This window comes from uncultured Gordonia sp. (assembly GCF_937858515.1).
Lineage (GTDB): Bacteria > Actinomycetota > Actinomycetes > Mycobacteriales > Mycobacteriaceae > Gordonia.
Genome location: NZ_CALLZT010000096.1, coordinates 1 through 6390, shown reverse-complemented (window position 1 = coordinate 6390; position 6390 = coordinate 1). Strand labels below are relative to the sequence as shown.

At 68.4% G+C, this 6390-nt stretch carries 7 protein-coding genes; 5 read left to right on the top strand and 2 right to left on the bottom strand.

Going from position 1 to position 6390, the window contains the following annotated elements; all coding sequences use genetic code 11:
- From Q0627_RS08725 to otsB, 4 genes are all read left to right on the top strand, one after another.
- Nucleotides 1-814 (top strand): threonine/serine exporter family protein (locus Q0627_RS08725; protein ID WP_298809091.1); only part of this gene is annotated, 814 nt, incomplete at its 5' end.
- 76 nt (nt 815-890) lie between these two features.
- The gene (locus tag Q0627_RS08720; protein ID WP_291018705.1) at nt 891-1055 is read left to right on the top strand and encodes a hypothetical protein; all 165 of its coding nucleotides are present in this window, start codon (nt 891-893) and stop codon (nt 1053-1055) included.
- 5 nt (nt 1056-1060) lie between these two features.
- Nucleotides 1061-2581, top strand: a complete 1521-nt coding sequence (locus tag Q0627_RS08715; protein WP_298809086.1) for a trehalose-6-phosphate synthase — start codon at nt 1061-1063, stop codon at nt 2579-2581.
- Nucleotides 2578-3387: a trehalose-phosphatase gene (gene otsB, locus Q0627_RS08710; RefSeq protein WP_298809084.1), complete on the top strand. Its 810-nt coding sequence runs from the start codon at nt 2578-2580 to the stop codon at nt 3385-3387. The genes Q0627_RS08715 and otsB overlap by 4 nt, the downstream gene beginning before the upstream one ends.
- Before the next feature lie 177 nt (nt 3388-3564).
- On the opposite strand, the gene Q0627_RS08705 is transcribed toward otsB, so the two are convergent.
- Both Q0627_RS08705 and Q0627_RS08700 read right to left on the bottom strand, forming a co-directional pair.
- Nucleotides 3565-4374: a transglutaminase family protein gene (locus Q0627_RS08705; protein ID WP_298809081.1), complete on the bottom strand. Its 810-nt coding sequence runs from the start codon at nt 4372-4374 to the stop codon at nt 3565-3567.
- Nucleotides 4375-4589: 215 nt separating this feature from the next.
- The gene (locus Q0627_RS08700; protein WP_298809079.1) at nt 4590-5705 is read right to left on the bottom strand and encodes an ROK family transcriptional regulator; all 1116 of its coding nucleotides are present in this window, start codon (nt 5703-5705) and stop codon (nt 4590-4592) included.
- 42 nt (nt 5706-5747) lie between these two features.
- On the opposite strand from Q0627_RS08700, the gene Q0627_RS08695 reads away from it, so the two are divergent.
- Nucleotides 5748-6390, top strand: a 643-nt coding sequence (locus Q0627_RS08695; protein ID WP_298809077.1) for an SDR family oxidoreductase, incomplete at its 3' end; no start/stop codon positions are given.

Sequence of the window (6390 nt, the reverse complement as noted above, 5' to 3'; positions counted from 1 at the left end):
TTTCTCCCAGCGGGTCTCCGGGGTTTTCCCCGCGGGGGTCCCCGCGGCCGTCTTCGCCGAGGTGTCCGACCGCCTCGGTTTCCAGCTCACACCGTCGCAGGTGATCGCGGCCGGCATCGTGGTCCTGCTGTCCGGGCTGCCGCTGGTCGGCTCCCTGCAGGACGCGATCACCGGCGCGCCGATCACCGGCGTGGCCCGGTTCTTCGAACTGCTGCTGATGACTGCGGGCATCATCGCCGGTGTCGGCACCGCGATCCGGCTGATGGAAGCCGTCGGGATCTACCTGCCCACCCTCACTACGCTCACCCGGTTCGACGCGGTCGACCTGCCGATCCAGGTCGCCGGCGGCGCGCTCGCGTCGGCGGCATACGCGCTGGCCTGTTACGCAGAGCTCAGGGCAGTCCCGGTCGCATTCCTCAGCGGGGCTATCGGTTCGGCGATCGCGCTGGGCGCGCTGCTGTGGCAGCCGGTCGGGCCGGTGATCGCCGACGGGGTCGCCGCGGTCATCGTCGGACTCGTCGGCGGTCTGCTCGCCCGCCGGGCGCTGACCCCGCCGCTGGTCGTCGCGGTCGCCGGGATCACCCCGCTGCTGCCGGGTCTGGCCGTCTACCGCGGTCTGTACGGGCTGCTCAGCGAGCAGACGCTCAGCGGCATCACGTGGATGGCGAGCGCGCTGGGCATCGGCTGCGCGCTCGCCGCCGGCGTCACCCTCGGCGAGTTCATCGCACGCACTCTGCGCCGCCCGTCGTTCCTCCCCGCGGGCCACCGCCCCACCTGGGGAAGCGGCGCGAACGGACGCCGATCGGACGGGTAGAATCGGGCGCAATGCCGACGGCCCACCCCGGTGGGGAGCGTCGTGCATCTGCAACCCGAGACACGATAAGGACGTCATGCCTCCCAAGACCACCGCCGACCTCGCAGACGAAGACCTGGAGCCGGTAGCCGACGAGACCGCCAATTCCGCCCGTCGCGTCGTCGCTGCCTACGCCACCGACGCCGACGAGTGCCGGATGCTGTTGTCGATGCTGGGTATCGCCCCTGGTGAAAACGCCTGACGATCGTGGCCCCCGACAACGCGGTTGACGGCAGTACTACCCCGGCCGAGACGTCGGGTGCGGATTTCGTCGTGGTGGCCAACCGGCTGCCCGTCGACAAGGTGGTCGCCGACGACGGCAGCGTCAGCTGGCGGCGCAGCCCCGGCGGGCTGGTCACCGCACTCGAACCGATCCTGCGTCAGCACACCGGCGCCTGGGTCGGCTGGTCCGGCATCGCCGACTCCGACGACAACCCCGACATCGAGGGCATCGACATCCACGCGGTGCCACTGTCGACACGCGAGATCGCCGAGTACTACGAGGGCTTCTCCAACGCGACGCTGTGGCCGCTGTATCACGACGTCATCGTCAAACCCGAATATCACCGCGAGTGGTGGAACACCTATGTCGAGGTGAACCGCCGGTTCGCCGAGGCCGCCTCCAAGGCCGCCGCGCACGGTGCGCTGGTCTGGGTGCAGGACTATCAACTTCAGCTCGTGCCCAAGATGCTGCGGATGCTGCGTCCGGACCTGCGGATCGGCTTCTTCCTGCACATCCCGTTCCCCCCGATCGAGCTGTTCCTGCAGAACCCGTGGCGCACCGAGATCGTCGAAGGTCTGCTCGGCGCCGACCTGATCGGATTCCACCTGCCGGGCGGTGCGCAGAACTTCCTGTACCTCGCTCGGCGGTTGGCCGGTCAGGCCACCAGCAAGGGCACCGTCGGGGTGCGTTCCCGGTTCGGTGTGGTGCAGGTGGGTTTCCGCACCGTGCGCGTCGGCGCGTTCCCCATCTCCATCGACTCCGGCGAGCTCGACGCCAAGGCCCGGTCCAAGGCGATCCGCGCCCGGGCCGCCGAGATCCGTGCCGAACTCGGCAACCCGAAGACGGTCATGTTGGGCGTCGACCGTCTCGACTACACCAAAGGTATCGACGTCCGCCTCACGGCGCTGTCGGAACTGCTGGCCGAGAAGCGTCTCGACCCGCACGACACGGTGATGGTGCAGCTGGCCACCCCCAGCCGCGAACGCGTCGACAGCTACATCAAGATGCGCGCCGGCATCGAGCAACTCGTCGGCAATATCAACGGCAATTTCGCCGAGGTCGGCCAGCCCGTCGTGCAGTATCTGCATCGCCCCGTCCCCCGCGACGATCTGATCGCGTTCTTCGTCGCCGCCGACGTCATGCTGGTGACTCCGCTGCGTGACGGTATGAATCTGGTCGCCAAGGAGTACGTCGCCTGCCGCAACGATCTCGGCGGAGCACTTGTGCTCAGCGAATTCACCGGCGCCGCAGCCGAACTCAAGTCCGCCTACCAGGCCAACCCGTACGACCTGGACGGAGTCAAGGACGCCATCGAGGCGGCGGTCGCCCAGACCGAGCAGGAGGGCCGCCGACGGATGCGCGCCCTGCGCAGGCAGGTCCTCGCCCACGACGTCGACAAGTGGGCCCGCAGTTTCCTCGGCGCCCTCGCCGAGCAAGCCAACACCACCCCGTCGGGTGATCGCGGCGTCGAACTCGTCTCCGCACCTCCGGGCAAAAAGTCTTGAGCAACAACAGCATCAGCGATGCGCTGCGGTCCGCCCTGACCACCGCGGCGGCGACCCGGCACCTGCTGGTCGCCTCCGACTACGACGGTGTGCTCTCCCCCATCGTGTCGCAGCCGGAGGACGCGGTACCGAATCCGGCATCCGTGGCCGCCATCGAATCGGCTGCCGCACTGCCCAATACATCGGCGGCGGTGGTGTCCGGCCGGGCGCTGGCCGATCTGTCGCTGCTTTCCGGACTGCCGGTCGGCGGCCCGGTCACCCTCATCGGCAGTCACGGCACCGAGTCGAGCACCGGCTTCGTCACCGAGGTCACCGATGGAGACCGCGCCCGCCTGGCCCGAATCATCGCCGAATTCGACACTCTCGCAGCTGATTACCCGGGTGTGCGGGTCGAACCCAAACCCATCAGCGTCGCCCTGCACGTGCGCAACGCCGCCCCCGCCGACGCCGACGCCGCCCTGCGCCGAGCCCGCGACGGCGCCGCCGGCTGGGACGGTGTCGAGGCCACCGAAGGCAAGGCCGTCATCGAGCTCGCCGTCATCAAGACCTCCAAAGGCCATGCGCTGGACGCACTTCGGGTCCGCTCCGGTGCCGACGCGGTGATCTACCTCGGCGACGACGTCACCGACGAAAAGGCCTTCGCCCACCTCGGCGCCGGCGATGTCTCCATCAAGGTAGGCGACGGCCCCACCATCGCCCGCCACCGCATCCCCGACACCGACACCGTCGCAACGGTTCTGCAGTTCCTTCTCACACAACGATCACACATCGTGATCGCTGATAACCGGCGCGACCAAACATCTTGACCCCCGAGGCCGAAGCAACGAAAAGACCAAGAACCCCTCTTGCCTCCCGAAGCCGAAGCAACGAAAAAGCCGAGAACCCCTCTTGATCCCTGAGGCCGAAGCGACGAAGGAGCGAGGGTCACGAAGGGTCCGGTGAGATCCGCACATGACGCACCCCCCTCCGACCGTCACGGACCGTCACGACATAGCGATCCGCGACCGCCCGTCATCACAAGGCAGCGGATCGGGCGAACTCGCGGTTACCCAGTACGAGTTGAGCGTGATCGACCCGCCGTGATTCTCCAGGAAGGCGATGTCGGCGGCGTCGCGTCCGGTCGCGATCCGCACGAACCCCTGCCGCGGCGCGAGCCCGGTGGCGTCGACCACCACCCACTCGCCGTCGACGACGGCCTCGGTGACGGCGTGAAAGTCCATCGGATTGCAGCCCGGTGCATACACGGCGACGGCGCGGGCGGGAACGTTGAGCGCCCGGAGGAGAGCGACGGTCAGGTGAGCGTAGTCGCGGCACACCCCGGCACCGGCCATGAGCGTGTCGGCCGCGCTGTCGATCGGGTCGCTGGTTCCGGGAATGTACTGGGTGTGCGTGCGCACGAAGGTGGCCACCTGGTCGAGCAGTTCGCCCGGCGGAAGGTCGGCGTCGAACCTGCTGGACACGAATCCAAAAAAGGTGTCCGACTCCGCATATCTACTGGGCCGCAAGTAGATCGAGCCGTCAAGCGCTGTCGGCTGCACCGGATCGGCGGGATGGGTGATCTGCGCCCAGTAGTCGATCGACACCAGTCCGCCCGTGGCGTGGAAGCGATGCACGCGGGTACCCACCGCGTCCTCGATCTCCTCCGGCGTCACCGGCATCCCGCCCGCGACGACGCTGAGCCGTTCCCGGAACGCGATGCCCGGTACCCGCGCGACAGCGATCCGCATCTCGATTTCGCAGGGTGCGGCCACAAACACCTCGAGGGTGGCCGACACGTCACGCTGGGCGATCATGCGACAACGGTAGGGTATGCCGGCTGCTGCCCGGCGTTCGGGACGGTGATTCGCACCACGGCCGCCACTGGACAACCTGACGAGCCGGGCGTTCGGGACGGTGATTCACACCACCGCCGCCACTGGACAACCTGACGAGCCGGGCGTTCGGGACGGTGATTCACACCACCGCCGCCACTGGACAACCTGACGAGCCGGGCGTTCGGGACGGTGATTCACACAACGGCCGCCACTGGATCCGCGTACAGCACGCTCAGCGCCACCACCACGGCGGCGCTTTCCTGTACCCGCACACCGAATCTCGACGGTGTGATCTCCAGCGGCCAACTCATCGTCGTCGCCGCGTTGAAGGCGGCCTGCACCGGGGCTAGCCCGTCGGGGTGGGCGGAGAAGGCGTCCCCGGCCACCACGATCGAATCGGGGTTGATCACATCGCGAAGCAGCGCCACCGATTCGCCGAGCACCCGGGCCCGTTCGTCGACGATCGGCGACGCCGTCACCGGGATCCCACGCAGTTCGGAGGCGGTGCGGGCGGCGGTGCGCCCGATCACCTGCTGCAGCCGGGCATAACCGCCGGCGATGACGGGTGCGTTGACCGGCAGATGCGCGATTGTGCCGGCGCCGCGGCCGGGTACGTGCACCCGGCTATCGATGGTGAGCGCCACGCCGGCGGTTTCACGCGCGTAGATGAAAAGTCCCGAGCCACCGTCGACACGGGGGTGGGTGAGCAGCAATTCGGCCGCGGCCATTGCTTCGACGTGTTCGCACACCGACACCGGGACCCCGAGAATGCGGGCCAGAATCGGCCCGATCTCGGCGTGCCGCCAGCCCAGCACCGGGTGGTCGACGACGCCGGTGTCGACGTCGACGGCCCCGCCGATGGCCGCCCCTCCCCAGATCAGCCGCCGCCCGCTGAACCTGTCGGCAAGTTCCTTCAGTTGGGCGCACAGAGCCTCGACGGCCGCCTTCGTCGGGCCCGCCGGGGTGGCGACGGCATGGCTGTAGAGAGTGCGTCCGCCCAGGTCAGCGATGGCGAGCACGCTGCGTCGGGCACCGACGTGGATGCCGGCCACGCACAGCGAGTCGCGGTCTAGGGTCAGCGGATTCTTGGGCCTGCCGATGGCACCGGCATCGCACAGGTCGGGACGTTCGACGATCAGCCCGGATGCGGCGAGGGCGTGCACCTGCCGGTTGACGGTGGCCGCCGACAGCCCCGTGGAGGCCACCAGCTGGTCGCGGGTCACCGGCCCCGACACCCGGATTCCCTGGAGCACGGCCGCCGCGGGAATGGTGGTCAACTGCAGCGTTGCAGGCACGACGGGTGGCGGCATGAGAACGAATCTAGCAGCGGCGCAGTCCTTAAACTGACTTCCATGAGTGTGAACGCAGGGTCAGAATCAGCGGGAATCAAAGTCGGGGCCGATGGCCGCAAGATCGCGGTGGTGACGGGAGCCAGTTCGGGTATCGGGGAGGCGGCGGCCCGGGTGCTGGCCGCGCAGGGCTATCACGTGGTCGTAGGTGCGCGGCGCGTCGACCGGATCACCGCCCTCGCCGACGAAATCGGCGGCACCGGAAGGCAACTCGATGTCACCGACGAGGCGTCGGTCGCCGCCTTCGTCGACGGACTCGACCGGATCGATCTGCTCGTCAACAACGCCGGCGGAGCCAAGGGACTCGCGTCGGTGGCCGAGTCCGACCTCGACGACTGGCGCTGGATGTGGGAGACCAACGTGGTGGGCACGCTGCGGCTGACCAAGGCGCTACTGCCCGGACTGATCGCCTCGGGTGACGGTCTGATCGTGACGGTCACCTCGATCGCCGCGCTCGACGTGTACGACAACGGCGCCGGGTACACCTCCGCCAAACATGCCCAGGGCGTCCTGCATCGCACCCTGCGCTACGAGCTGATCGGAAAACCGGTGCGGCTCACCGAGATCTGCCCCGGTATGGTCGAGACGGAATTCTCGCTGGTGCGTTTCGACGGCGATCAGGAACGCGCCGACGCCACCTACACCG